The sequence below is a fragment of the Pseudobutyrivibrio ruminis genome (genome assembly GCF_015057245.1).
In the GTDB taxonomy this organism is placed as follows: domain Bacteria; phylum Bacillota; class Clostridia; order Lachnospirales; family Lachnospiraceae; genus Pseudobutyrivibrio; species Pseudobutyrivibrio ruminis_E.
This window is the reverse complement of record NZ_SVET01000001.1, coordinates 307,013-333,011: the sequence shown is the minus strand read 5'-3', so window position 1 is coordinate 333,011 and position 25,999 is coordinate 307,013. Positions and strand designations below refer to the sequence as shown.

Annotated in this window: 19 protein-coding genes, 1 pseudogene and 1 riboswitch; of the genes and pseudogenes, 17 read left to right on the top strand and 3 right to left on the bottom strand. The window is 40.3% G+C overall.

Translation table 11 applies throughout. From position 1 onward, the window contains the following. Window positions 1–4: 4 nt before the first annotated feature. Together E7274_RS01610 and gltA are read left to right on the top strand one after the other, a co-directional pair. Window positions 5–895: a sulfide/dihydroorotate dehydrogenase-like FAD/NAD-binding protein gene (locus E7274_RS01610; protein WP_304173154.1), complete on the top strand. Its 891-nt coding sequence runs from the start codon at window positions 5–7 to the stop codon at window positions 893–895. Beyond that, entirely contained in the window at window positions 895–2,280 is a 1,386-nt protein-coding gene (gene gltA, locus E7274_RS01605) for an NADPH-dependent glutamate synthase (protein ID WP_304173152.1), read from the top strand. The genes E7274_RS01610 and gltA overlap by 1 nt, the downstream gene beginning before the upstream one ends. A gap of 758 nt (window positions 2,281–3,038) precedes the next feature. On the opposite strand, the gene E7274_RS01600 is transcribed toward gltA, so the two are convergent. Then, window positions 3,039–3,167 carry a hypothetical protein gene (locus E7274_RS01600; protein WP_256377539.1) on the bottom strand — a complete coding sequence of 43 codons (129 nt, stop codon included), beginning with the start codon at window positions 3,165–3,167 and terminating at the stop codon, window positions 3,039–3,041. 199 nt (window positions 3,168–3,366) lie between these two features. Between E7274_RS01600 and E7274_RS01595 the strand changes: the two genes are divergently transcribed. From E7274_RS01595 to E7274_RS01575, 6 genes and pseudogenes are all read left to right on the top strand, one after another. Continuing rightward, window positions 3,367–3,927 carry a TetR/AcrR family transcriptional regulator gene (locus tag E7274_RS01595; RefSeq protein ID WP_304173150.1) on the top strand — a complete coding sequence of 187 codons (561 nt, stop codon included), beginning with the start codon at window positions 3,367–3,369 and terminating at the stop codon, window positions 3,925–3,927. Window positions 3,928–3,930: 3 nt separating this feature from the next. After that, entirely contained in the window at window positions 3,931–6,390 is a 2,460-nt protein-coding gene (locus E7274_RS01590) for a glycoside hydrolase family 2 protein (protein WP_304173148.1), read from the top strand. Window positions 6,391–6,401: 11 nt separating this feature from the next. Continuing rightward, the gene (locus E7274_RS01585; RefSeq protein WP_304173146.1) at window positions 6,402–7,868 is read left to right on the top strand and encodes a DUF6937 domain-containing protein; all 1,467 of its coding nucleotides are present in this window, start codon (window positions 6,402–6,404) and stop codon (window positions 7,866–7,868) included. Window positions 7,869–7,884: 16 nt separating this feature from the next. Continuing rightward, a pseudogene (locus E7274_RS14400) lies at window positions 7,885–8,412 on the top strand (MFS transporter); the annotation flags it as partial. Continuing rightward, window positions 8,392–9,732 (top strand): MFS transporter, encoded by a 1,341-nt coding sequence (locus E7274_RS01580; RefSeq protein ID WP_442960409.1) that lies wholly within the window; start codon window positions 8,392–8,394, stop codon window positions 9,730–9,732. The pseudogene E7274_RS14400 and the gene E7274_RS01580, both read left to right, overlap by 21 nt. Before the next feature lie 53 nt (window positions 9,733–9,785). Next, window positions 9,786–12,125, top strand: a complete 2,340-nt coding sequence (locus E7274_RS01575; protein WP_304173142.1) for an alpha-galactosidase — start codon at window positions 9,786–9,788, stop codon at window positions 12,123–12,125. A gap of 46 nt (window positions 12,126–12,171) precedes the next feature. Here the strand turns inward: E7274_RS01575 and E7274_RS01570 are convergent, their stop codons facing one another. Then, on the bottom strand, window positions 12,172–13,911 hold the full coding sequence (locus tag E7274_RS01570) for a methyl-accepting chemotaxis protein (RefSeq protein WP_304173139.1): 1,740 nt from the start codon (window positions 13,909–13,911) through the stop codon (window positions 12,172–12,174). A 101-nt stretch (window positions 13,912–14,012) separates the two neighbouring features. Further along, window positions 14,013–14,088, bottom strand: a riboswitch (cyclic di-GMP riboswitch). A gap of 138 nt (window positions 14,089–14,226) precedes the next feature. Next, window positions 14,227–15,504 carry a chloride channel protein gene (locus tag E7274_RS01565; RefSeq protein ID WP_304173137.1) on the bottom strand — a complete coding sequence of 426 codons (1,278 nt, stop codon included), beginning with the start codon at window positions 15,502–15,504 and terminating at the stop codon, window positions 14,227–14,229. Window positions 15,505–15,608: 104 nt separating this feature from the next. On the opposite strand from E7274_RS01565, the gene E7274_RS01560 reads away from it, so the two are divergent. From E7274_RS01560 to rpsU, 9 genes are all read left to right on the top strand, one after another. Further along, window positions 15,609–16,550, top strand: a complete 942-nt coding sequence (locus tag E7274_RS01560; protein WP_304173135.1) for a diacylglycerol/lipid kinase family protein — start codon at window positions 15,609–15,611, stop codon at window positions 16,548–16,550. A 140-nt stretch (window positions 16,551–16,690) separates the two neighbouring features. Beyond that, window positions 16,691–17,803, top strand: a complete 1,113-nt coding sequence (locus E7274_RS01555; protein WP_304173133.1) for a DUF5692 family protein — start codon at window positions 16,691–16,693, stop codon at window positions 17,801–17,803. 150 nt (window positions 17,804–17,953) lie between these two features. Continuing rightward, the gene (locus E7274_RS01550) at window positions 17,954–18,715 is read left to right on the top strand and encodes an MBL fold metallo-hydrolase (RefSeq protein ID WP_074789227.1); all 762 of its coding nucleotides are present in this window, start codon (window positions 17,954–17,956) and stop codon (window positions 18,713–18,715) included. Window position 18,716: 1 nt separating this feature from the next. Next, on the top strand, window positions 18,717–19,553 hold the full coding sequence (locus tag E7274_RS01545; protein WP_304173131.1) for a DNA-3-methyladenine glycosylase 2: 837 nt from the start codon (window positions 18,717–18,719) through the stop codon (window positions 19,551–19,553). 3 nt (window positions 19,554–19,556) lie between these two features. Next, the gene (locus E7274_RS01540) at window positions 19,557–20,486 is read left to right on the top strand and encodes a cobalamin biosynthesis protein CobD/CbiB (RefSeq protein ID WP_304173129.1); all 930 of its coding nucleotides are present in this window, start codon (window positions 19,557–19,559) and stop codon (window positions 20,484–20,486) included. 98 nt (window positions 20,487–20,584) lie between these two features. Beyond that, window positions 20,585–20,746 (top strand): hypothetical protein, encoded by a 162-nt coding sequence (locus E7274_RS01535; protein WP_177175544.1) that lies wholly within the window; start codon window positions 20,585–20,587, stop codon window positions 20,744–20,746. 19 nt (window positions 20,747–20,765) lie between these two features. Then, complete coding sequence (gene alaS, locus E7274_RS01530) at window positions 20,766–23,420, top strand: alanine--tRNA ligase (RefSeq protein ID WP_330598798.1); 2,655 nt, start codon at window positions 20,766–20,768, stop codon at window positions 23,418–23,420. Between the two features lie 148 nt (window positions 23,421–23,568). After that, the gene (locus E7274_RS01525) at window positions 23,569–25,653 is read left to right on the top strand and encodes a methyl-accepting chemotaxis protein (RefSeq protein ID WP_304173128.1); all 2,085 of its coding nucleotides are present in this window, start codon (window positions 23,569–23,571) and stop codon (window positions 25,651–25,653) included. A gap of 80 nt (window positions 25,654–25,733) precedes the next feature. Continuing rightward, window positions 25,734–25,907, top strand: coding sequence for a 30S ribosomal protein S21 (gene rpsU, locus E7274_RS01520; RefSeq protein WP_028236498.1), 174 nt, complete (start codon window positions 25,734–25,736; stop codon window positions 25,905–25,907). Window positions 25,908–25,999: the final 92 nt, after the last annotated feature.

Here is a 25,999-nt window from a genome sequence, read left to right as displayed (position 1 = left end):
TTTTATGTATCAAATCTTAAAGAAGGAAATGCTTTCAGATAAGATTTACCTTATGGTAGTAAAAGCCCCTAGAGTTGCTTCAGGATGTCTACCAGGTCAGTTTATCATTGTTAAAATTGATGAAGAAGGAGAAAGAATTCCTCTTACTATATGTGACTACGATAGAAACGAAGGCACAGTTACTATTGTATTCCAGACAGTTGGTGCTTCAACTGAGCGCATGGCTTTACTTAACGAAGGAGATGCATTTGATGATTTCGTTGGTCCTTTAGGTCAGCCTTCAGAGCTTTGCATCGAGGAGAACCTTGAAGAGACAAAGAAAAAGAAAATCGTATTCATCGCAGGTGGTGTTGGAACTGCACCAGTTTATCCACAGGTTAAATGGCTCAAGGAGCACGGTGTTGATTCAACAGTTATTATCGGTGCTCGTACAAAGGATATCCTTTTCTATGAGGATGAAATGAGAGCAGTAGCTACAGAGCTTTATCTTGCTACAGATGATGGAAGCTATGGATTCCATGGAAATGGTTGCCAGCAGCTTCAGGCTCTTATTGATGCAGGAAAGAGCTTCGACCACTGTGTTGCAATCGGTCCTATGATTATGATGAAATTTGTTTGCCTCCTTACAAAGGAGCTTGGCATCCCTACAGTTGTATCTATGAACCCAATCATGGTTGATGGTACAGGTATGTGTGGTGCTTGTCGACTTGTAGTTGGTGATGAAGTTAAATTCGCATGTGTAGACGGGCCTGAGTTTGATGGTCACTTAGTTGACTTTGATCAGGCTATGGCTCGTGCTAAGCAGTACAAGACTGAAGAAGGAAGAGCACTTCTTAAGCTTCAGGAAGGTGACACTCATCACGGTGGATGTGGAAATTGTGGAGGTGACAAATAATGGCAGATATGATGGTTAGAGTACCTATTTCTGAGCAGGATCCAAAGGTTCGTGCTACAAACTTCGATGAAGTATGTCTTGGATATACAGAGGAAGAGGCAGTTGCAGAAGCAAGCCGTTGCTTAAACTGCAAGAATCCTAAATGCGTAGGCGGATGTCCTGTATCTATCAATATTCCTGCATTTATCGAGCAGGTTAAGAATCGTAACTTCGAGAGAGCTTACGAAATCATTTCTGAGTCTTCAGCACTTCCTGCAGTTTGCGGTCGTGTATGTCCTCAGGAATCACAGTGCGAAGGTCAGTGTGTTCGTGGAATCAAGGGCGAAGCCGTTGCAATCGGTAAGCTTGAGCGTTTCGTTGCTGACTGGGCTAGAGAAAACGGAATCAAGCCAAAGAACACATCTACTCCAAACGGTCACAAGGTTGCAGTTATCGGTTCAGGCCCTTCAGGTCTTACAGCTGCTGGAGATCTTGCAAAGGCTGGATACGATGTTACTGTATTTGAAGCACTTCACGAAATGGGTGGTGTATTAGTATACGGTATTCCTGAGTTCCGTCTTCCAAAGGACAAGGTTGTTAAGGCTGAAGTTGAGAACGTAAAGGCTCTTGGCGTTAAATTCGAAAAGAACGTAATCATTGGTCGTTCTATTACAATTGATGAGCTTATTGAACAGGAAGGCTTTGAAGCTGTATTTATCGGCTCAGGAGCAGGTCTTCCAATGTTTATGCATATTCCTGGCGAGCAGGCAAACGGAGTATTCTCTGCAAACGAATTCCTTACAAGAAACAATCTTATGAAGGCATTCAAGGAAGGCTATGACACTCCAATCGCTCGCGGTAAGAAAGTAGTTGTTGTTGGTGGCGGTAACGTAGCTATGGATGCAGCTCGTACAGCACTTCGTCTTGGAGCTGAGGTACACGTTGTATACCGTCGTAGCGAAGCAGAGCTTCCAGCAAGAGCAGAAGAAGTACATCACGCAAAGGAAGAAGGCGTAATCTTTGATCTTCTTCAGAATCCTGTAGAAATCCTTGTCAACGAGGAAGGTGCAGTTCGCGGATGCAAGATTATCAAGATGGAACTTGGTGAGCCAGACGCTTCAGGTCGTCGTAGACCAGTAGAAATCCCTGGCAGTGAGTACGAAATCGAATGTGACACAGTTATCATGTCTCTTGGTACTTCACCAAACCCACTTATCTCTAGCACAACAGCTGGACTTGAGACAAACAAGAAAGGATGCTTAATTGCAACAGAAGATGGTGCAACCACAAAGACTGGCGTTTACGCTGGTGGTGATGCCGTAACTGGTGCTGCAACAGTAATCCTCGCCATGGGAGCCGGCAAAACAGCCGCAGCTGCCATCGACAAGTACTTCCAGTCAAAATAAACTCAAATTCCCATGCCCCTGGTAACCCCAGGGGCATTTTTGCACCCCGCCATAGTATATTTATCGCCAGCCCCGGCCCCTAAGGCGGTCCCTACCACCAAATCCCTGCACATTGCATTCAGATTATGATTTTCTAAGTGGGCAGTGTCGCTTTTTTTATATGCAGGTGTTCTTTCAATTCTTTGCACTGCTAACGCCGATGTATGCTGAGGGCAGACATACTATCTTCTCAAGTTATATCTCCACAGCAAATTTAGGAATAATTGCAGCGACATTTGGAGTGAGACTAGAAAATTAGAAAGGGGTATTTTGAGATGATTATGCGTGAGGCGCCATGGACGGCGCCGAGAGCCCGACAACGAAACGGACTGAGTTAAAGGGCGGCGCATAAACATCCAAAATCCCCTTTCTAAATTTTCTTGGCAAACGGAGTATGAGCTCAATTATCCTAAATTTGTGTGGAGATAATAATGTGTTTAAACATGTCTGCCCTCTACATACATTAGCTTCGCATTGCAAAACCAGTGAAAGGACACCTGCTAAAAGCTCCCTTTGCCCACTAAGAAAATCAATAATCTTCGCAAAATCGTGCAGGGATTTCGGTGGCAGGTACCTTCTTAGGGCTGGGGCTGGCGTAGTTTTGTGGTGGCGGGGTGCAAAATGCCCTGAAGATGAGAGAGGGGCATGGGAATTGTGGGGACAATAAGAAAGGGACTCCCGATTGGGAGTCCCTGTTGTTTTTGTAGTGAAAACAGTTCTTAGTCGAACTGTCCAAAGGCGTACTTGAAAAATGAAACTGGTTCAACGCCTTCCTGCTTCTTTCTTGCGCAGTATTTTTCGTAATCAGCATACACGCTGTACATTTGGAATGATACTTCTTCGAACATTCTAATTTCCTCCTAAAATCTCTCTTTATCTTTGTTACAGCAGATATATTAAACCCATATTTGTCATTTGTCAACAAAAACAATTTGAAGATATTGTGAAAATTGTATAAACGGAATTGTATTGAGATAGTTTCCAGACTTTAGTATAATTTAGCTATAGGAAACTGAATATATAAATTATAGTTTTTGGGAGTTTATGATGAACGAACGAATATTAGAGGGAGCCTTAAAGGTTTTCAGAGAAAAAGGTCCGAAATTTACAATGGATGATATTGCTTCAGAAATGAAAATGAGCAAGAAAACCATTTATACGATTTTCACAGATAAGAATGAGCTTATGTGTGAGATGATGAATTTTGCTTTTGACCTTATTAAGGAATCAGAGGATAAGATTTATTACGATAATAGTCTTACTAGAATAGAGAAGATTCGTAGTATTTTGTCTGTTTTACCTGAGTCTTACTATGGCTTTGAATATACAGCGATGCACCAGTTGGCTACAAAGTATCCTAAGGCATACGAGATTATGCAGGAGAGATTGGATAGCGGCTGGGACAAGACAATCGACCTTTTAAAGGGCGGCATTGCTGAAGGCGAAATCAGAGAGATTGACCTTAATATCTTCAAGCTTATGTATGAAGCATGTGTAGAGCAACTTTTAATGGGAGACTTCCTTCAGGAAAGTGCTAAAGATTATCCTACAGCTTTAGCGGAAGTTGTGGATGTAATGGTAGACGGTATAATTGTAAAGGGAAAATAATAAATGGCACAAAGAGTTTATTTAGACAGAAAGTGGAGATTTAATGAAAAATTTGATGAGGAAATGATAAGCCAGCCTATGAAGGAAAGCACGCTTATCAATATTCCTCATACTGTAAAAGAGACACCTTTTTCATATTTTGATGAAGGTATTTATCAAATGGTTTCAGCTTACCAAAAGAGCATTTTTGCTCCTGCTCAGTGGGCTGACAAACTTCTTATTCTTACATTTGAAGCAGTTGGACATTGCTGTGATGTCTATATCAATGGTCGTCACATGAAGCATCATGAGTGCGGCTACACAGCATTTTCAATCGATGTATCAGATGTTCTTAATTTTGGTGAAGAGAACCTTATCACTGTAAAGGTTGATTCCAGAGAAAGTCTTAACCAGCCTCCATTTGGCTATGTAGTTGACTATATGACTTATGGCGGCATCTATAGAGATGTTTATTTCGAAGTTAAAGAACAAACCCATTTTAAGAGCCTGTTTGTTCAGCCTTCACTGCTTGAGCGAGTTTCTACAAGCAAGAGAACTCCGAAGCAAATCAAAATGATGAAGGTCCAGGGTATTCTTAAAACTGAATGTATCCTTTCTGAAAACATTTATGAGCTTGCTGTTGATGAGCATGTTTTTATTAAGCAGTATTTGGATGAGGATTTGTTGATATCTCAGCCTGTTGGTGGCCTTGAAAAGGTGGAGGATGGATATCTTTTAAATCTTACAACAGCCCCAACCACTGTTAAGCTTTGGGATGTTGAAAGCCCACATCTATATCAGATTAAGACACAGCTTGTTATTGATGACAATGTTGTAGATGAGCATGTTGAAACTATCGGTTTCAGAAGCTCAGAATTCAGAAAGAATGGCTATTACTTAAACGGTAGAAAGCTAAAGCTTAGAGGATTAAACAGACATCAGTCATATCCTTATGTTGGATATGCAATGCCAGAGTCTATGCAGCGTTTGGATGCAAAGATTCTAAAAGAAGAATTGGCACTTAATGCTGTTCGTACTTCACATTATCCTCAGTCGCATTATTTCATTGATGAATGTGACAAATTAGGATTGCTTGTATTTACAGAGATTCCAGGATGGCAGCACATTGGTGATTCTGATTGGAAAAACATCGCTGTAGAAAATACAAAGGATATGGTTATCCAATATCGCCATCATCCTTCAATCATCCTTTGGGGTGTACGTATAAACGAATCTCAGGATGACGATGAATTTTACACTAGAACAAACGAGGTGGCTCACAAATATGACCCTACACGCCCTACAGGCGGCGTTAGAGCCCATGCAAAGAGCTCATTGCTAGAAGATGTCTACACATACAATGATTTCGTTCATTCAGGCGCTAACAAGGGCTGCTCGAAGAAATCAGATATCACATCAAATGATGAAAAGCCTTATTTGGTTAGTGAGTACAATGGTCATATGTACCCAACAAAGACTTTCGATGCTGAGGAGCACAGACAGGAGCATGCAATGAGACATGCAAATGTTCTTGATGCAATTGCAGGAGAGCCTGATATTGCAGGTTCATTCGGATGGTGCATGTTCGATTACAACACACATAAGGACTTTGGCTCTGGAGATAGAATCTGTTATCACGGCGTAATGGATATGTTCAGAAATCCAAAGCTTGCAGCTTCAGTGTACTCAGCTTTTTCTGATATGGAGACAGTATTGGATGTCACTACAAGCTTTGATATTGGTGAGCATCCAGCTTGCAACAGAGGAAAGTCATACATCATTACAAATGCAGATTCTGTAAAGATGTACAAGAATGATGTACTTATTAAGGAGTACTTCCCATCAGATAGCAAATACGAAAATCTCAAGCATGGTCCAATCCTCATTGATGACTTTGTTGGTGATGCAGTAGAGCAGGATGGAGAATTCACAAAGGGTCAGGCAAAGCTTATTAAAAAGGCTTTAAATGATGTTACACTTGGGGGATTCAAGATTACACCATCACTTGCTTGGACAGCATTTAGATTAGTTGTTTTCCATCATGTAAGCCCAAGCAAAGCGGTTCCACTTTACAACAAGTTTATTGGTGACTGGGGCGGAGAATCTAGAGAATACAAATTCGAAGCTATAAAGGATGGTCAGGTAGTTAAGACTGTTAAAAAGGCTGCTGTTACAAAGGCTCATATCAATGCCAAAATAAGCCATACACTTTTAACAGAGCTTCACACATATGATGTGGCTCAGGTTCGCATCACTATAGCTGATCAAAATGACAATCAGCTATATTTCTTTGGTCAGCCGGTTTCTTTTGAGGTTGAGGGGCCTTTTGAGATTATCGGACCAAAGGTGGTATCACCAATGGGTGGTTCCACAGGAGTATATATCAAATCTATAGGTGAAGATGGAGACGGAAAGCTTACAATTTCATGTGATGGATTGGAGCCAGTTGAAATCGGTATATCTGCAGAATGTTTAATTAATTAAGGGGTAAAAAGATGCAAGACAAAAGTAAAGTAATTTTTGGAAACGTAATCTCAGATAAGGATTACAAAAAAGCGTGCAAAACAAAAGAAAAGAACATCAAGAAATATGGTGATGATTCAAACGTGGATTACAATATCGTAATTGCGAAGAATGATCACATTGGAGATTCTCTTGGTGTATATGACGTTCTCTTAAAGGACGGCGAATCTAAGGAAGCATTTGATACTGAGAAGGGTGTTATCGTTGGTAATATTCGTATGGGATTTGGTCATTATCGTATTTCCATGGCTATGGCATCAGCTGCAAAGTCTATGGGCTACACACCATATTGGATGGATTTAAATGGCTATCCACAGACTACCTGCACAAAGGTTATCAGCGCTCAGAATGATTTGTATTCACTTGGTTCAAGACTTTCAAAGAACAAGCTTTTTAACAAGTTTATTTGGGAGCCAGCAAACTACGAGTGGTTTAGAAAGCTTTCTTACAACTCTTCAGACCAAAAGAATGCTGAGCTTATGGCTACAGTTTACAAGAATGTTCCAAAGGAGATTCCTGTTATCGGAACACATGCATGGCCAGCTCAGGCTGCTGTACATGCAGGAATGAAGTATGTTGTAAATGCTATTCCAGATAACTGGCCAATGGCCCTTCATTTTGCCGAGGGCGCAGTTCATGCTATTCAGTGTAAGAATGCATATATGGGATACAGAATCTGCAATGGTATGGCAGGAGATGTAGTTTGCAAGCCAATGCCAAATGATTCTTTAGTATACACAGGTCACTATATTGACCACGAGCTTGTTTCAAACATTGAAACAGATTGCCAGGCTCGTCTTGATAGAAAGAAGAATGGCAAGCCAATGCGTTTCCTTCTTACAATCGGTGGCGCAGGAGCACAGAAAGAAATCTTTGCAGCAATCATCAAGTATTTATTGCCAGAGATTAAATCACATCGTGCAGCTTTATATGTAAATGTTGGCGATTACAAGAATGTTTGGGATGATTTGATGGCAGAAATCCCACAGATGAAGGATGTAGTTACAGAGCACTTCAATGAGTTTGATGCTACAACAAAGTTCGCAGAGGAAGCTTTGACAGGTGATGTTGAGGGCATCCACGGATTCTATCATGAAAACATTTTTGAAGCAGTTTACTGCACAAACTTACTTATGCGTAGCTGCGATGTGCTTGTTACAAAGCCATCAGAGCTTGCCTTCTATCCAGTACCTAAGCTTTTCATTAAGCGAGTAGGAAAGCACGAGATGTGGGGCGCTATTCACTCAGCAGAAATGGGTGACGGAACACTTGAGTGTAGAGACATTCCTCATACACTTCAGATGATAGATTTATTTATGCAGGACGACAGACTTCTTACAGATATGTGTGAAAGCATCAAGGTTAACAAGACTATTGGGGTTTATGATGGTGCTTATAAGGTCGTTGAGCTTGCCATGGGGCTTAAGAATAAGAACTAATTAGGAGGAGAGTATAATGGCAGAAAAAAGAAGTTTATCGGGAGTTGAAAAATTTGCCTATGGTATAGGAGCTGTTGGAAAGGACATGGTTTACATGCTTTCAGCTTCATACGTACTTTACTATTTCCAGGACATCATGGGAGTCAATGCAATTGCGATGGGTATTATCCTTTTGGTTGCCCGTGTATTTGATGCATTCAATGATCCAATCATGGGTGTAATTGTTGCAAAGACAAAGACTCGTTGGGGAAAGTTCCGTCCTTGGCTTTTAATTGGAACTATTACAAACACAGTTCTTTTGATTTTAATGTTTTCTGCACCACCAGCAGCTACAGCTAAGGGACTTGTTGCTTACGCAGCTGTTACTTACATTATGTGGGGCGTTACATACACTATGATGGATATCCCTTACTGGTCAATGGTTCCAGCTTTTACAGATAGCGGTAAGGAGCGTGAAGGTTTATCAGCACTTGCTCGTTCATGCGCTGGTGTTGGTTCCGCACTTGTTACTATCGTTACAGTTATGGCTGTTGCAGCTCTTGGTTCAAAAGCAGCAGCAAACAGCACAGACAATATTTTAAAGACATTTGATTCTAGCAACACTAACTTCAGTGTTTATGTTGTTGAGCGTGATGCAGACGGAAATCCTACATCAAACACAAGCACAGTTATTGGAAATGATATTGTTCTTAATGTAACAGGTATCCAGAAGGTATTTGACGGTGTTGTAGATGAAGAAAACGGCTACAACGGCGTTGTATCTTTAAATGGTGACAACACAAACTACAGCTTTACATATGGTGATACTACTTATGTAGAGGGAGATGATTGCGACATTAACGTTGCTATGGATAGTGTTGATTCAGGAGTTGTTGCTATTGCAATTTATGTTCCTAGCGATGCATTCAACCAGCTTATGAATGGTGAAGTTGATCTTAGCAAAATGACAATTGATATGACTTCTACAATGGAAGTTGAGCGTCTTGGTTTCAAGTACTTCTCAATCATCATCGGTGCGTTATTTATTCTCTTTATTGGGATCACATGTGCATGCATAAAGGAAAAGTCTACAGTAGATATGCAGACAGCATCAATTGGTCAGATGTTTAAGGCTCTTATCCAGAATGATCAGGCTATGACAATTGTTATAACAATCGTTCTTGTAAACACTGCACTTTATATTACATCAAACCTTTTGATTTACTTCTTCAAATATGATTTAGCAGGAAGCAATTGGCAGGGGAATTACACATTGTTCAACACATTTGCAGGTGGTATGCAGATTCTTGCAATGATGATTTTATTCCCTCTTCTTAGAAAAGCCTTTACAACACTTCGTATTTTCTATATTTGCGTAGCAGCAGAAATAGTAGGATACATCGTACTTCTTGTAATGGCACTTAGCGGAGTTACAAGTGTATTTATTTTCTTCTTACCAGGCTTCCTTATTATGTCTGGTGCAGGAATCCTTAACGTTGTAGTCACAGTATTCCTGGCAAACACAGTAGATTACGGTGAGCTCAAGAACTATCGTAGAGACGAATCAGTTATTTTCTCTATGCAGACATTCGTAGTTAAGCTTGCATCTGGTATTGCAGCTCTTGTTGCATCAGTTTGCCTTGCTATTTTCAATATCCAGAAGGATAGTGCAGCAACACTTGATGTGGCTGGTCTTCAGGCAAAGGTTGCAAACAGTGGACTTCTTGAGTCTATTGATGCAAATTCAGTAATCGGACTTAGAATGATTATGACAGTTGGACCAACAATCGTTCTTGTTATTGCATTCTTATTCTTTAGAGCAAAATACATTTTGACTGATGAAAAACTTGCTGAAATCTCAGAAGAATTAAATGCTCGTAAATAAATAATATGTTAATATGAATCTTGTATTACTTTACAGGAGTTGGAGGTTTTTAGATGATTAAAGCTGATGGAAAGGTATTTTTCTTAAATACCAAGTCAACAACATACGCATTTCGCGTAATGGAAACAGGTCAGCTGGAACATATGTATTACGGAAGGCTCATCAATTGTGATGAGCCATCTGTGCTTAAAGAAAAGCGTGCATTTGCTCCAGGCAATACTATTACATATGATGATGCACACCAGGATTTAACATTAGAGGATGTTAGACTTGAGCTTTCTGCAATTGGTAAGGGCGATTTAAGAGAGCCTATGCTAGAAGTAGTTTGTGCTGATGGAAGCACATCATTGGACTTCGTTTATGATTCATATGAAGTTATTTCAGGAAAGCCTGAGTTCAAGACTTTGCCAAGCTCATACGACGAATCAGGCAAGGTAGAAACTCTCAACGTAACCATGAAGGATAAGAATCACGGATTCACTTTGATTCTTTCATATTCAGTGTTTGAAGAGTGCGATGTAATTACTCGCTCTGCCAAGTTTATAAATACTTCAGATGAAAGCGTTCGCCTTACACGTATGCTTTCTATGCTTATGGATTACGATCATCCAGGCATGAAAATTACATCATTCCACGGTGGCTGGACACGTGAGATGAATAAGAGTGATATTGTTCTTCCAGCAGGTAAGTTTGTTAATGCATCATTTACAGGCACTAGCTCAAACAGATGCAATCCTTTATTTATGATTTCTGAGCCAGATTCATGTGAAGAGTCTGGAGATGTTTGGGGATTCAACTTACTTTACTCTGGCAACCATTACTCAGCTACAGAGGTTTCTTCATTTAAGAAGACAAGAGTTGTATATGGAATCAATCCTCAGAACTTTGCATGGGATTTAGCAGCAGGAGAGGAATTTGAGGCACCGGAAGCAGTTCTTACATATTCAGCAGCTGGCTTTAGACAGATGAGCCTTAATATGCATGATTTCGTTCGTGAGCATATTACACGTGGCCCATGGAAAAAGAAGGAACGCCCAGTTCTTATCAATAGCTGGGAGGCTTCTTATTTCGATTTTACAGAGGGTTCACTTTTAAAGCTTGCAAAGACAGCTAAGAATGCCGGCGCAGAATTGTTCGTTATGGATGATGGTTGGTTCGGCGATAGAAATGATGACCACAGAGCCCTTGGCGATTGGGATATTGTTAATAAAAAGAAGCTTCCAGGTGGCTTGGAAGGTCTTTCAAAGAAGGTAAACGACCTTGGTCTTATGTTTGGTCTTTGGGTTGAGCCAGAGATGATTAACGTTGATAGTGAGCTTTACAGAAAGCATCCAGATTGGGCTATCGATATTCCAAACATGGATCATTCAGAGGGACGTTTCCAGCGATTGCTTGACCTTTGCAACCCAGAGGTTGTAGATTACATGATTGACAGAATGAGCGAGGTATTCTCTACACCTGGTATTTCATACATCAAGTGGGATATGAATAGAAACTTCTCAGATTACTATTCAAAGTATCTCCCAGCTGATAAGCAGCTTGAGGTTAGCCATAGATATGTTCTTGGCTTCTACAGATTGTTAAAGACATTGGCTGAGCGCTTCCCAGAGATTCTGATGGAAGGCTGCGCTTCAGGTGGAAACAGATTTGACCTTGGTGTGCTTTGCTACTATCCACAGATTTGGGCAAGTGACAATACAGATGCTGTCAGCAGACTTGCAATTCAGGATGGATACTCATATGGATATCCACAGTCTACATACACAGCACATGTTTCTGCATGTCCAAACCATCAGACACTTCGTGTTACACCACTTGAATCACGCTTTGCCGTAGCAAGCTTTGGGGTACTTGGATATGAGCTCAATCTTAACGATATGAAGTCAGAAGATATTGCAGCTGTTAAGGCACAAATCGAGCTTTACAAGCAGTATCGTAAGACATTGCAGTTTGGCGATTTCTATCGCCACAGAGCGGACAACATTTATCAGTGGAGCATCGTTGATAAGGATAAATCTACATCTGTTTCAATGCTTATGCAGCGAGAAATCGTAGCAGGAGACCAGTACTTGAAGCTTGAGATGGCTGGCCTTGATTCACAGACAAAGTACCACTTCTTTGGACGCAAGCTTGAATATAACGTAAAGGGATTTGGAGATTTGGTAAATACAGTTTCTCCAATTCATATTAAGCAGGATTCACTTGTACATAATCTTGTTGCAAAGTTTGTAAAGATGCCTGGTGAAATAGAAGATTACGTGGCTTATGGAAACACACTTAATTCTAACGGAGTTAAGCTTGTACAAAGCTTCGTAGGTACCGGCTTCAATGAAGAAGTTCGCTACTTCCCAGACTTCGGAGCACGCCTGTATTTCGTAGAGAAAGCTGAATAGCATAAATACAAAAAAAGAACCAGTTAGTTACTGGTTCTTTTTAATTTTACTCTGTTACAGTACTTTCGATACTGAAGTAGTTCATCTTATCGTTTAGGCTTACGGCAAGGTCCTTGAGCTCGGCTGCGGCCTCATTTATCATAGCGAATGTTGTGTTGAGCTCTTCCATAGAAGCAGTTGTCTCCTGTGAAGATGCTGCATTCTGCTGAGAAATAGCAGAGAGCTCTGAAATAATATCATTGAAGCTTGCCTTAAGGTTGTTAAGAAGTTCAACCTTATCAGCAATTGTCTTTGTACTAATATCAACGCTGTTTACGTTGCTAACAACACCGTCCATATCTGTCTTTGTGCTGTTAAGCTGAGCGTTTTGCTTGTTGAATGCTACGTTAAGCTTTTCAATTGTATCAACACTCATCTGTGATTCTTCTACAAGCTTATCTACAATTCCATTAATTGAAACAGCTGCATCCTTTGACTGGATAGCCAGGGAACCAATTTCAGAAGCAACAACGGCAAATCCTCTACCGTATTCTCCAGCTCTAGCAGCCTCGATAGAAGCGTTAAGAGAGAGAAGATTAGTCTGCTCTGAAATAGATGTGATAGCACTTGAAGCATCAGCGATATTTTTAACAGCATCGTTTGTAGCCTGAATCTGGCTGTGAATCTCTGTCATGGCTACCATAACCTGTTCGTTCTGAAGCATAAGCTCGTTGATTGCATCAACAGTGTGGTTTGCATCTTCAAGCATTTCTGTTGCAGCCTTTGAAAGCTCCTTAACACTTGAAGTGATATCATCAATGCTTTCGCCCATTTCTGTAGTGTTTGATAATGAGTTTTCAACGTTTTCAGCCTGAGCAACGGCGCCCTTGCTAATATCTTCTACAGCGTTAGCAACCTGATCTGCTACATGAAGAGCGGTATCAGCTGATGTTGCAAGGTTTTCACCAGACTTTGTAACTTCTTCTGAAAGATCAAGAGTTGTCTGGATAACATCTGTAAGCTTATCGCGGAGCTCAGCTGAGCTTTCAGCGATAACACCGATTTCATCAGTTCTGTCAAATGTCTGGTTGTTTATGTAGAATGAAAGCTCACCGTCTTCTAATTTCTTTAAACCATCAACAATGTCCTGAATAGCCTTTGTAGACTTGTTTACCATCCAGTGACCGATAGAAAGGTTAAGGAAGAAGAAGAAGACATAAACTCCCATGATGATTAAGCGAGCATGCCACAAAGCAGCTTCTACTGAAGTTGTATCTCTACCAGCAAATACCATACCTACAATTGAACCGTCAGAATTAGTAAGAGGTATGTAGTATGCGTACCATTTTCCTTCGATGCCATCTATAGTAAAGTTTGTTGCAAGATATTCTTCGCCGTTAGTAAGAACCTTTTCTATAACAGTAGCTGAAGCCTTTGTGCCTTCCATACGCTCACCAGTCTCAGAATCAACAAGAGAAGTGATATAACGGGTATCTCCGTAGAAGACTGTAAAATCCATTCCGGTCTTCTCGTGCAAGCTATCAAGCTGCTCCTGAAAATCATCGTGAACAGCAAAATTTGCCTTTAGAATAGTTCCGTTTGAAGCAACTGACCAATCACCATTCCATTCGTGGTCCATTGCATCAATAAGGAATACTGCAGATGCATGAAGCTCTTCCTCGAAAGAGTCATAATATGCTTTCTTAACGAAAGAGATTCCGATAATAGCTATTGTTGTGGCCATAAGCAATGCTAATGCAGATGCTAATAATAATACCTGGCGCACTAATTTCTTATTTTTTTTCATGATAAACCTTTCTGATTGCAATACAATCAAACTCGACAATAAAATAAGCATGGGACATATAATATGACACCATGCTTAGAATTCGAGTGTATATTTTAAGTAGTTGCAACTGGCTGACATTTTAAAGTCCCTATAGTTTTGCGTCGCAAGCTTTCGCTTGTTTTGCCCATATAAAGTGTTTGTTCACAAATATTTCACAATTTGCTTGAAAACAGTCACAATTATATATGCTGATTTTTAGATTGGCAACTACTTTTGTTAATTGTTTATCATTTTTGACAGTTTTGCATAATTGAATTGGTTTATAGAATAATTTTATTGTACATGCTTATCAATATAATTGCTTCTGTACTTGCTATATACAATCTTTTGAGATTTGTATAAGCCAGTGTAGCCTGATACCCAATAGCTGAATGCTACGGCCAATAAGAAGTAAGGCATTGGCTCGTAACCAAAGAGCTCGAAGCAAATCAAAAGGCTGGAGATAGGGCAGTTGGTAACACCACAAAACAGAGCGCCCATTCCTACAGCTGCCATTAGAGCTGGAGGAAATCCTATTAATCCTCCGATTGCTGCGCCAAGTGTGGCACCGATGAAAAGAGTAGGAACAATTTCACCACCTTTGTATCCGCAGGACAATGTAAGGGTGGTAAATATCATTTTTAAAAGGAATGCTCCTAACCCAATGGATGCACCTGTGAAGCAGGACATTATTATAGAAGAGCCTGTGCTGTTGTATGTTTGATTTCCAACCAATAATGTAAGAACCAAAACTGAAGTACCACCGATTATTGCTTTAATATATGGATTAATGATTTTGCCGCTAAGGAATTCTTCGTATTTGTGAAGCATAGTGCAGAATAATATAGAAGCTAATCCGCATATTATTGCAAAAATGCAAATGATAATGGCTGTCTTGATTGTAAACTTTGGAATAACTTCAATTGGGTAAATCTCAGCGCCAAGTCCAAAGTATGCAGCGATGTATCTTGCTACAAGGGAAGAAATAACGCATGGAACAAGTGCAGCGTAGTGCATGATTCCAACTGAAATAACCTCCATGGAGAAAATAGCAGCTGCCATTGGTGTGCCGAATAAAGCAGAAAATGCTGCGCTCATACCGCACATAATCATTGTCTTTTTGTTGGTATCACTAAGGTGAAGGACACGTCCAATACCATTTCCGATGGCACCGCCCATCTGTAAAGCGGCTCCCTCACGACCTGCAGAACCACCTACCAAGTGAGTAATTAATGTAGCTATAAAAATAAGTGGAGCAAGTCTAAATGGAAGACGCTCATCTGACTGAATAGCAGCAATAACAGTGTTTGTTCCGCTGTCTTTTACCTTAAGAATCTTCTTATATATAAATGTGATTATAACTGCGCCAACTGGCAAAAAATATATAAGCCATGGATTGGATTCGCGGACAGATATGACTTTTCGCATGCTAAGTCCAAAGGCGGTAGCAAATAATCCTACTAGAACACCTATTACGATGGATGCGATTGTCCAGCTGAAAACAGACATTGCTCGATGACCATTGTGATCGATTTTGTGAAATAACGTTTCTTTAAATTCTCTATTATCCATATTTTCCCTCTTTTAATTATATATATTGTATGCTAACACAAATACATTGACTTTGGCTGATAAAATATACAAAATTATTGTAGAAATATTATTTGGGAGAAAATATGGAAAACGTATTTATTGTAAACAAGGCAAGTAGAACAGGAAAAGCTGAAGGTGTTTGGGATAAGATAGAAGAATATCTTAAAAGTGAAGGCGTAGATTACGAGGTTCACTTTACAGCCAAGGCTTATGATGCAACTGAATTTGCAAAGAATGCCACATCCTCAGGAGAGGATGTTCATTTATTTGTCATGGGTGGAGATGGCACTTTAAATGAAGCACTTAACGGAATAGCAGATTTTGAACATACCTTATATACACCGCTGCCATCAGGCTCTGCCAATGATTTTGTTAAGGGCATCGGATTGGAAGGAAGCACCCTTGATATTTTAAAACGAGCCCTTAAGGATGATGGTTTCAAAAGCATTGATATAGGAAAGGTTACTTATAATAAAGATGGAGAAGAGCAAAGCAGACTCTTTGGTGTTAGCTCTGGTATAGGGGTGGATGCCTATGTTTGTTTGCAGGCGCTCACTAGTAAGCTTAAGACTTTCTTGAATAAATTTGGCCTTGGCTCAGCTACATACGGCCTTCTTACTGTTGGTGACATTTTTACAATGCCATTTTCAGATGCAGTTGTTACTACCTATTTTGATGGAGAAAAAGAGGAGCGAAATATTAAAAGCACCATCTTTGCGGCAGCTATGAATTGCCCGGCGGAGGGCGGTGGCATTCCTATGGCTCCAAAGGCCACAGTTGACTCCGGATATCTTACAGCTTTTATTGCTCATGACATAAGCAGAATAAAATGCTTCGGTTTGCTACCATTTTTGGTTGCAGGTAAGCATGAGGGGAAGAAGGGATTTGATTTATTAAAATTTAATAAATTGGAGATATCTATGAATGACCAAATGTGTGTACACGCAGATGGAGAACATGTTGGATTTTATAAAAAAATTACCTTTGAATGTTTGCCCTCAAAGTTGAAAATTAGGGGTTTTTAAGGAATACAAATTCTTAAAAATGTATTAAATTTTTATTAAGTAAATCATTGTTATTTTCTTGACGACCAAGTATAATAGAAACCGAGGGAAAGAGAAGAAGTTTCTCTTTTAATTTCTAATAATTATTAAGGAGGATGGATATGTTTTTCCAAATCACTAATCTTTGGCAGATCCTTGGCTGGTGCCTTGTATTTGCAGGATTAATTCTCATGAACGAACTCGGCCGTCGTACAAAGGTCGGCGGAATGATTATCTTTGTAATCATCCCATGTATTCTTACAGTATATTTCATTCTTGCACACGTTGGTTTATTCGGCGGTGCAGCAAACCCAACTGTTGCTTATATGGATGGTTGGTTCCACTACTTCAAGCTCTACGCAGCAGATATCGGATGCGTCGGCTTCATGATGATTAAGTATAAGTGGGGCATTGGTAAAGAAAAATGGTTTGCTTGGTGGCCATGGTTCATCGTAGCAGCAAACATCATGATTGCTAATGTTTCAGATATGGAGTCTGCTCTTGCAGCATACTCAATCACAGGCGACCTTTCAGGTGCTTGGTGGTGCTCTAACGAAGGTGTATTCATCTACGGTGGATGGTGGAACGTTGTTAACGCTCTCGCAGGTATGATCAACATCTTCTGTATGACAGGTTGTGTAAAGCTTTACACATCAAACGACAAGAATCAGGCAGATATGATCTGGCCAGATATGACAATCTGGTTCATCATCGCATATGATGTATGGAACTTTGAGTACACATATCTTAACCTTCCTACACATACATGGTACTGTGGTGTTGCACTTCTTCTTGCTCCTACATTTGCTAACGCACTTTGGAACAAGGGTGCATGGATCCAGAACCGTGCTAACACACTTGCAATCTGGTGTATGTGGGCTCAGGTAGTACCTCTCTTCCAGTTAAAGGGTACATTCGCAGCTGTACTTCCACGTGTATACGGTGGCGCTACAGAAGCTGGTGTTACAACAATGGATCTTTATGAGAAGGCTATCGCTCTTTACCAGGCAGGCCAGGGCAAGACAGCAGCAGCTAACGATGCTATCGCAGCAATGGGTATCACAGCTGATCCTTCAATGCAGGGATTCGTAGCTATGATGGCACTTGCAGTTAACGTTGTATGTATCTCTGTTATCATCAGAAACGCAATCAGAATCGGTGGAAACCCATATTCAAACTGCGTATTCGAAGGAACAAAGGACTTCGACGAGGCTATGGCTCGTGCAGCAAAATAATTCATGAGACTTTAAGGCATCCGCTTAGGCGGGTGCCTTTTTTGTGTTCATCAATATTTAGTGAATGGTATTTTAAATTCATCTAAATATAGGTATAATATTCACAAGAATATGAAAGACTGCGAGTGAGCAGCCTGTTGGGAGAGAATAATGTATAAAGTATACTATATAATGCATAGTAGCTTCCTGGTGGAGCTTGATGATAGATATTTGTTATTCGATTATTTTGATAAGTCGGTGGTGGCAGATACTGTTCAGTTTCATGGTTGCCTGCCAGAGCTTGATCCTGATAAATATCTTTATGTTTTTGCAAGTCATAGCCATAAGGATCATTGGTGGCTTGAAAATCTTCGTCTTGCTGATTCAAGAGACAATATCAAGTTTATTTTGTCGAAGGACATTAGATTAGGCCGCAACTATCTTATTAGAAATGGCTTTGATTTATCCATAAAAGACAAGATTCAGTTTGTAACATCCATGAAGAAGTATCAGGTGGATGATATGACCATAGAAACCCTTCGTTCTACAGATGCGGGAGTGGCATTCGTGATCAGCGTAAAGGGCATGAACATTTATCATGCTGGGGATTTAAACTGGTGGAATGCTGAAGGTCGAGGGGAGCTATACGGCGAAGTATATGGTCGCGAGTACAAGCGAGCTTTGAAATCTATTTTAAACAAGCATTTTGATATAGGATTTGTCCCATTGGATTCTCGAATGGGGGAGGATGGATATTTCCTTGGCTTGGATTACTTCATCAAAAACATCGACTGCGACAATATCTTCCCGATGCATATGTGGGGAGATTACAAATGGATTGAAAGATTCAAAAGTCGTCCGGATATTGCAAATCTTAGGGAGAGAGTTGTGGATATAGACAGGGAAAATATGATTTTTGAGATAGAGGACTAGAATGGTTTTTAGCAAGAGTCTTACAGCGGAAGAATTTAATCCAGAGATTATCATGAATTCTGGACAGGTTTTTAGAATGAAGAAGGAGACTGCCGGTGCAGACGGTATGCCTGATACATATAGCGCCTGTTCAGGAGATAATGATGTTTATTTCTATTTGAATAAAGAAAAAGATACCTGGGATTTTGCCTGTGAAGAAAGCCAGTGGGAATTCTGGTGCAGATATTTTGATTTCGACACAGATTATACTTCCTACAACAACATTATACGAAAGAGTAATGATAAGTTCTTAAAGGATTCTTTGAAGGATGCTTTTGGTATGCGTATCCTTAGGCAGGATTTGTGGGAGGTTTTCATATCCTATGTGATTTCCCAGAATAACAACATTCCTAAGATAAAGAAATCTATCCAGATTCTGTGTGATAGATATTCAGATGGAATTCATTTTCCAAAGGCTGATGTGCTGGCGTTTATTCCAGAAGCAGAGCTGATGGATGGCACTGCCCTGGGATATCGCGCAGATTACATAAAAGGAATATCGGAAAGAGTAGCAGCGGGAATGCTTGATATTGAAGCTATTAGCAAGCTGCCTTACCAGGAGGCTATGGATGCCCTACTTAAAATCAAGGGCGTAGGGCCTAAGGTGGCAAATTGCATTATGCTTTACGGATTCCATTTTATGGAAAGCTATCCAATTGACACTTGGATGAAGAAGATTATATCAGAAGACTATAAGGACTATACGAAGGATGCTTATTTGGATTACATCAACAGTGAGTATCCAGGTTTTCAGGGGTATGTTCAACAATTACAGTTTTATCATAAGAGAAAAGGCTGAGTAATGTTTAAATATCATATTTTTGCACTTTTATTAGGAACCATATTGGATTATGTATTTGGAAATATATATTGCATGTGGAATCCTTTCGACACAATTAAAGATTGGGTAAAGTTTTTGGACAGAGCCTTGCTGGGAGATGAGATTATCCTTCTGGAGAAGTCAAAGCAGCGCAGCCTTGGGGCTTGGTTGATTATTCTCGTTGTATTTCCAGTATTTGCCGGCATTACCTTTTTTACAATGCTTACATATGAAATTCACCCATGGTTTGGTGTGCTTTTTGAGGCCTTGGCCAGCTACTTTTGTTTGAATTTCAACAGATTATACTATGGTGGATTTGGAGTTGCTGCGGATTATTATGGAAACGGTGTATCAGCAATGAAGCACGCTGCCAGCATTTTGATTGGACGTCAGGTGGAAGTTGACACAGAAGAAGGCATAACATCCGATACTATTACCTACATTGCAAACGAAGCGTCGGATAGCGTGCTGTCACCGTTGTTTGTAATGTTTTTGTTTGGCCCTGTTGGCGGATTTATCTACAGAGCCCTTGATATTATAGAAGGCCAGATTGGCACCTTCGAAACAGGCACATACAACGCTAGATACGATTATTTTGGTCAGCCTATTGTAAAGCTTAATTCAATAATTGATTATTTGCCATCAAGATTTAGCGGGGCGCTTGTAGTGTTTTGCGCAAGACATACTTTCGGCGGATTCAACGGCAAAAACGCCAGATTCATTCATCTGCGAGATAGAAAAAAAGCTATTTCTGCATTTGCAGGAGCTTTGGAAATCGGGTTGGATGATGGCAAGATAGGAGATTTTGATAAGCCAATCCAGGTATCAGATATAAATAAAGCAGTAAATCTACTGAAAAATAGTTTTATGGTATGCCAGGCATTTTTCGTGATTTTATTGTTATTTTTCTGAATTACGGGTGGAATTTAAAAATACTTTGGATTATAATTTAACCAAGTATGTAATATAGGTTTAATTGGCTATAAATATTGTGATTAGGAGGAATTGCTATGTCTGCATTTTTATCTAGTTTTGCAAGTTATCTGATTAAAATGATCATACTAGTTGCTATAGGTGTTTGTGGCGGTTTTATTGGAATTAAGCTCCGCCAGTCTAGCGACAGGAAGAAGGGTGTTTCTGAGCAAGTAACAGAGGCTTCTTCCGAAGAATAATATTTGGAGGACTATTGTTTTGAATACCGGTGTTAATGATTTACGACGCGCCTACTTGGAGTTTTTTGAGAGCAAGGGTCACCTTTGCCTCAATAGTTTTTCTCTTGTACCACATAATGATAACAGCTTATTGCTTATCAATGCTGGTATGGCACCACTTAAGCCATACTTTACTGGACAGGAGATTCCACCTCGTAGACGCGTTACAACATGTCAGAAATGTGTTAGAACAGGAGACATTGACAATGTAGGTAAGACGGCTCGCCATCTTACTTTTTTTGAGATGCTTGGTAATTTCTCATTTGGTGATTATTTCAAGCATGAGGCAATTGCCTGGTCATGGGAATTCCTTACAGAGGTTCTCAAACTAGACAAAGACAGACTTTATCCTTCTATCTACGGAGAGGATGAGGAAGCCTTCGAAATCTGGACAAAGGAAATCGGTGTAGCTCCAGAGCGCATCACTCGTTTCTATCGTGATCCAGAGACAGGCGAATGCGACAATTTCTGGGAGCATGGTGCTGGCCCTTGCGGTCCTTGCTCAGAGATTTACTATGATCGTGGAGAAAAATACGGATGCGGCAAGCCAGATTGTAAGGTTGGTTGCGATTGCGACCGCTACATGGAGGTATGGAACAACGTATTTACTCAGTTTAATGGCGATGGCCATGGCGGCTACGAAGAATTGGAGCAGAAGAACATCGATACAGGTATGGGTCTTGAGAGACTTGCTGTAGTTATGCAGGATGTTGATTCTGTTTTCGATATCGATACCATGAAGGCAATCCGTGACAAGATCTGCGAGATGTCAGGAAAGAAGTATCAGGTAGATGCTCTTGACGATGTTTCAATTCGTCTTATCACAGATCATATCCGTTCATCTACATTCCTTGTATCTGATGGTGTTACACCTTCAAACGAGGGTAGAGGATACGTACTTCGTCGTCTTATCCGTCGTGCAGCAAAGCATGGTCGCGCACTTGGAATCCAGGGCACATTCATGGCTAAGCTTGCAGAGACAGTTATCAATGAATGTAAGGATGGTTATCCAGAGCTTTGGGAGAAGAGAGAGTACATCTTCAAGACTCTTACAGCTGAGGAAGACCAGTTCAATAAAACTATCGACAAGGGTCTTGAGATTCTTGCTGGTATGGAAGAGAAGCTTGTTGCTTCTGGTTCAAAGGAACTTTCAGGCGAGGATACATTCAAGCTTTACGATACTTACGGATTCCCTGTAGATCTTACAGCAGAAATCCTTGAGGAAAAGGGATTCAGCTACGATGCTGCTGGATTCGAAGCTTGCATGGAAGAGCAGAGACAGAAAGCTCGTGCTGCTCGTAAAGAGACAAACTACATGGGTGCTGACGCATCTGTTTATGATGATATCGACTTAAATGTTACTTCTGAGTTTGTAGGCTATGACAAGACTACATCAGAATCTACAGTTACAGTTCTTACAACAGAGACAGAAATCGTAGATACAATCGCAGAAGGTACAGTTGGTACAATCATCGTTCCTGAAACACCATTCTACGCTACAATGGGTGGTCAGGTTGGTGACACAGGTATCATCTCTACACCAAACGGTGAGTTTGAAGTTAAGGACACAATCAAGCTCAAGGGTGGCAAAATTGGTCACGTTGGAGAGATGAAGTCAGGCATCATTAAAGTTGGCGATAAGGTTACACTTAAGGTAGATGCTGCACGTCGTGCACGTATTTGCAAGAACCACTCAGCTACTCACCTTCTTCAGAAGGCACTTCGTGAGGTACTTGGTACACACGTAGAACAAAAGGGTTCTTACCAGGATGCTGACAGAACACGTTTCGATTTTTCTCACTTCTCAGCAATGACAGATGAGGAAATCGCAAAGGTTGAAAAGATGGTAAATGACAAGATTGCTGAAGGCCTTGAGGTTACAACAGCTATCATGTCAATTGACGAAGCAAAGAAGAGCGGTGCTATGGCTCTCTTTGGTGAGAAATATGGCGACGAAGTTCGCGTAGTAAAGATGGGAGATTTCTCTACTGAGCTTTGCGGTGGTACACACGTTGCAAACACATCAGAAATCTCAGCATTCAAGATTCTTTCAGAGTCAGGTGTTGCTGCAGGTACACGTCGTATCGAGGCTATCACAGGTGCTGCTGTATTCGAATACTATGCAGACATCGAAGCTAAGCTTAATGCTGCAGCTGCTGCTCTCAAGTGCCAGCCTGCAGATGTTGAGGAAAAGATTGCACATCTTCAGAAGCAGCTCAAGGAGGCAAACTCAGAGCTTGAGTCTATGAAGGCAAAGGCTGCACAGGCTGCTGTTGGTGATGTTATGGATTCGGTTGAAGAGGTTAATGGAGTTAAGCTTCTTGCTACTTCAGTTGCTGGAGTTGATATGAACGGACTTCGTGATCTTGGCGACGACCTTAAGACAAAGCTTGGCGAGGGCGTTATCGTTCTTGCATCTGATTGCGATGGCAAGGTAAACCTTGTTGTTATGGCAACAGATGAGGCTCAGGCTAAGGGCGCACACGCTGGTAACCTTGTAAAGGCCATTGCACCTAAGGTTGGCGGTGGCGGCGGTGGTCGTCCAAACATGGCTCAGGCTGGTGGAAAGAATCCAGCAGGCATTGCAGATGCCCTTGCAGAGGCAAAGGCAGTACTTGAAGGTATGCTTAATTAATAAATCAAAGAAAGCTCCGTGACTTTGTGCCACGGAGTTTTTTGATGAAAAAAAATGTTAAATTAAAAAGAAGAACATAATATAAGGCTTTGAATCACATTTTTACCATAATCTAGATGTATAATTTGGGTTTAGATGGAGGTGTAGTATGAATAAGGAGCAGAACACAAAAAACAGAATTAAAAAAGGAACAGCACCTAAAGCAATAAGTAAAAAGCTGACACTTTTTTTTGCTCTACTTTTAGTGGCAAATACCTTGTTGGCAGAAGGAATAATTGTTGGACTTGGCTATGGTATGGTGAAGGATTTGATAGATTCTTCATTGAACAATCAGGTGACAGCAGAAGCAGGTAATGTAAATAGAGAATTGAATGCTATTTTCTATTATTTAAATGGTATGGCAGATTCTGTTGAAAAGCAACACTTTGAGGATGATGCGGCATTAATTGATTTCATGTCTCAGACAGTGGCTCGTTATGATCTGATACCACTTGGAACATATATTGGTACTACTGATGGACAGTTTTTGGATGCCTCTGGATGGGTGCCAGATGGTGATTATGTTGTGGCTGAAAAAGAATGGTATATCGAAGGAATGAAAAATGACAACAGCTGGTTTTATTATGCTGGCGAGCCATATTTTGATGCAGCAACAGGAGATTTGTGCGCGACAGTAGTTCGTCATATTCATTTACAGGATGGTAGAGAGGGGGTTTTTGCATCAGATTTAACCCTTACCTCATTGCAACAGCAGTTAAATGAAATATCATTGTATAAAACTGGTGGATGTATAATGGTAACTGGCGCTGGACAGATTTTGTCATACAAGGATACATCTATCTGCGGAACTAACATAAATGATAACAGCTCAGATAAGTTTTTGAATGCCGTAAGTTCATTTTTGGCTTCAGAGAATAATGTTGTTACCTCTGTAAAGGCAGGAGGTACACGCTACTATATGGTGTCTGCAGCTGTTGATGGTACAGATTGGAAAGTAATAATTTATGCAAAGCAAAAGGAAGTACTAGCTACCTTATATAGCATTATTATAGTACTTGCTATTGTTACTATCTTAGCAGTTCTATTGATTGTATTTACGATGATTAGAGTGCTTTCACGAATGATTAAGAAACCAGTTACAGCACTTACTGATAACATTGAAAAAATTGCCAATGGAGATTTTACTGTGGAAATTTCATCAAAGGGCAATGATGAGATTGCTTTCATGAACTCAGCAATGGGAAAATTCATCAGTGGCATGCGTGACAGCTTAAGCGAGATTAAAACTGTGAGCCACAGGCTGATTGGCGACGCTCAGGTTTCAAAGGATACGGCGGAGAATCTTGAGGTTGCAGCAAATGAACAATCTGTATCAATGGATCAGATTAGAAGCAATATTGATGATATGGCAGATGCTGTTACAGAGGTTGCTGAAAATGCCACAACACTTGCCCAGACAATATCTGATGTTACAACCGAGGAAGAACAGATTGAAAGCACTATGAATGCTCTGGTTGAAAAAGCAGATGATGGTCAAAAGGATATGAAGGCTGTAGCAGAGGGAATGGATCATATAGTTGAATCCATGAACGAAATGTCTGAGGCAGTAAATAGTGTGGATGATGCGGCTCAGCAGATTACCAAGATAGTTGATATGATTAATTCAATATCATCTCAGACAAATTTACTATCATTAAATGCATCCATTGAGGCTGCAAGGGCTGGCGAGGCAGGCAAGGGCTTTGCAGTTGTTGCTACAGAAATTGGAGCACTTGCAAATAATTCAGCAGAAGCTACAAATCAAATAGTGGATATTATTAGGGAAATGTCTGATAGAGTAAAGGATCTTTCAGAAAAGTCCAAGGCAAATTCTGAGCTTATTAATAACAGTGCAGAATCAATTAACACAGCAGCCGTAACATTCCTTGAAATTACAAATGAGTTAAATTCTGCAACAGAAACTCTCAATGACATGGCAGAGCAGATGAGAAAGGTTAATGATGTAGCAACTAACATGGCATCTGTATCAGAAGAACAGTCCGCTGCAACTCAAGAAATTGCAGCTAATGTAGAAAAAGTTACTGAGGCATCAAAGGGAGTTGCCGATTCAAGTGAAAAGGTTGCACAGGCAGCAAATAGTGTTTCTGATGCTGTGGATACTATTAATAATAACCTGGTTCATTTTACAATTGATACAGCTCAACGTTTAAAAGAAAAATCTATTGACAAATAATTGTTTTATGTTACAATGCTTGTTAGTGCTTTAGAGTATTAAGTACAAGTCCCCAGATGGAGGGAGGTTAGGAATAGACTATGTCATATGTTACAGTTAAAGAAAACGAATCATTAGACAGCGCTCTTCGCAGATTTAAGAGAAACTGTGCTAAGGCTGGTATCCAGCAGGAGATTCGTAAGCGTGAGCACTATGAGAAGCCTTCAGTAAAGCGTAAGAAGAAGTCTGAGGCTGCTAGAAAGCGTAAATTTTAATTAAAATTTATGTTTAAGAATTTATGAAATCATGGCCTGTACCAGTTTTGGGTACAGGCTATTTTTCGGTTTACGTACAATATATTATTTTG